Annotated in this window: 2 protein-coding genes; both read right to left on the bottom strand. The window is 63.1% G+C overall.

All coding sequences use genetic code 11. From position 1 onward, the window contains the following. Positions 1–67: 67 nt before the first annotated feature. Entirely contained in the window at positions 68–604 is a 537-nt protein-coding gene (locus ABZ677_RS27750; protein ID WP_219520300.1) for a glyoxalase superfamily protein, read from the bottom strand. A 103-nt stretch (positions 605–707) separates the two neighbouring features. Beyond that, positions 708–1,805: an IS110 family transposase gene (locus ABZ677_RS27755; protein ID WP_206498880.1), complete on the bottom strand. Its 1,098-nt coding sequence runs from the start codon at positions 1,803–1,805 to the stop codon at positions 708–710. Positions 1,806–2,066 lie beyond the last annotated feature (261 nt).

Genomic DNA, 2,066 nt, shown 5'->3' on the forward strand with positions numbered 1-2,066 from the left:
GACGGTCCTATACATGTCAAGCGATCCGTGGGCGGGAGCAGTGAATCGTCTGTCAGTCGAGCATGTGTCAGTCGTCGAGTTCGCAGAAGCGCAGGGCGTTCTGGAACGGATCCAGTAGCTCGACGGTCGGTCCACCAGGTGCGGAGCGATCGATACCGGGTCGCAGAGTCACCAGATGGTCTCGCCGACGCAGCTCCCGGTGGAACGCCGCGATGTCGACCGTCGGCAGCCACACAGCGGCCCCTGGTGTTCCATCCCCGTGGTGTTGACTCAGGTCCAGGTGAACACCGCCACGGGTGACCCGCATGTAGAGCGGTAGATCGGCGGCGAAGCGATGCTCGAAGTCGACCTCGAATCCGAGGTAGTCGCAATAGAAGTTTCGTGTCGCGACCTCGTCATACACCCGCAGGATCGGAACAGCCGCCAGCGGACGGGGAGCGAGAAGAGCGGCGCTGCAGCTGTTCCAGTCTCGAAATCCGGCAGTGTGAGCGACGGCCTCGAGTGACTGGGCGTGGGTCAATTGTGCAGCACCTGATTCGGCCAGGAACTTTCGCAACGTTCGTGCAGCGGACTTCAACTCATCGATGGTCATGTGAACGGGCATCAGGGATCCTTCGTTGGAAGCACAACCGAGTCCGGATGCTCGCATTACCGGCGGTCAGCTGCTTCCTGACGGATTCCGATGGTGGACCCTCAGAGCAACGTGTTCACCGAACCCCGGACGGGGCGCGAGCGGCAGGTACGTCAACCTCTGCTGACATGCTGCCACATCCTGCGAGATCAGCGACGAGATCGTTGAAAACCTCCCGCGCCACGAACCGCTTGAGGCACCTGATGACGTCCTTCTTCGACAACCCGTCACCGCGCCGGCGTTGCATGTAGTCGATCGTGCGTTGGTCGTACCGCAGCCGACACACGGTGATCAAGTAGAGCGCTCTGTTCGCGGCGCGATCACCGCCTCGGTGCAGCCTCATCCTCGTCGTCTTGCCCGACGAGGCAGGAACAGGGGCGACACCGCACAACCGGGCGAACGCGGCCTCGGAATGAAGCCGGCCGATGTTCTGCCCCGCGGTCACCAACAACTGCGCCCCGTTGACCGGTCCTACCCCGCACGCTGCGCGCATCGTCGGAGCCGTCGCGGTCACCAAAGTGTCGAGCTCGCGCTCCAGAACGGCGATCTCCTCGGCCAGATCGCTGGCCCGGCGACCGAGAGTCCGCAATGTCAACTTCGCAGCTTGTTCCGGATCGGACAGGCGCGACAAGTCCGGACGCAACCGGGAGCACGCTTCGACGGCTCCCTTCCCCCGCTTGTAGGTGATCGACTCACGCAGAGCCACCGGGGCGGTGATCAGAACATCTTGAATCTGTTGCAGCGCAACGGTACGAGCGTTCACTGCCGACTCCCGCGTGAGAAGCAGCATTCTGATCGATTCCACCGCTCCGGTACTCGACTTCGGAACGATGGCGTCGGCTCCGGTGAGGACGTGCCGAGCAGCCATCTCCGCATCGAGGGCATCGTCCTTCCCACGGCGAGCCCGCGCATGTTTGTTGGTCGTGTTGATCTCCGCGACCGACATGCCACGTTCGAGCAGGTGACGCGTCAGTCCCGCAGCGTACGAACCGGTGCACTCGACACCGAAGCTCGCCGGAGTTCCGAACGTCTCCACCCATTCCGACAGCTCGTTGTAGCCCTGCGCTGTGGCTCCGAACTGGCGCGCTCCGAGCCTCCTTCCACCCCGTGTGAGCACAGCTGCGTAGTGAGTGTCTTTGTGTGAATCGATGCCGACGACGATGTCACCGTCCATGTGATCCGAGCCTTCCCGTTCGACGGACTCGGCGGGCCTTCCGACCGAGTTTCGCGCTGGGTGGGCGGACGCTGGCGGTGGACAAAACAGTGATGGGGCAGAGTCGCTTCAAGGTCCTATGAAGTCACGCCGCCAGGCCCGACCACCGACGAGCGGGCCGCTCGACACCGCGACGACGCGTCTTGGGAAAGACACACCGGTCACTTGTGCGGTAGGTCAATCGTGGTGCCTAGCGACCCTGTGTCCAGTGTTCACTGCTTG

Source organism: Rhodococcus sp. NPDC006774, from assembly GCF_040636045.1.
Lineage (GTDB): Bacteria > Actinomycetota > Actinomycetes > Mycobacteriales > Mycobacteriaceae > Rhodococcoides.

Excerpts from the sequence above, each read along its gene's own strand:
- ABZ677_RS27750 (WP_219520300.1), bottom strand. The coding sequence starts at position 604 with ATGCCCGTTCACATGACCATCGATGAGTTGAAGTCCGCTGCACGAACG.
- ABZ677_RS27755 (WP_206498880.1), bottom strand. The coding sequence starts at position 1,805 with ATGGACGGTGACATCGTCGTCGGCATCGATTCACACAAAGACACTCAC.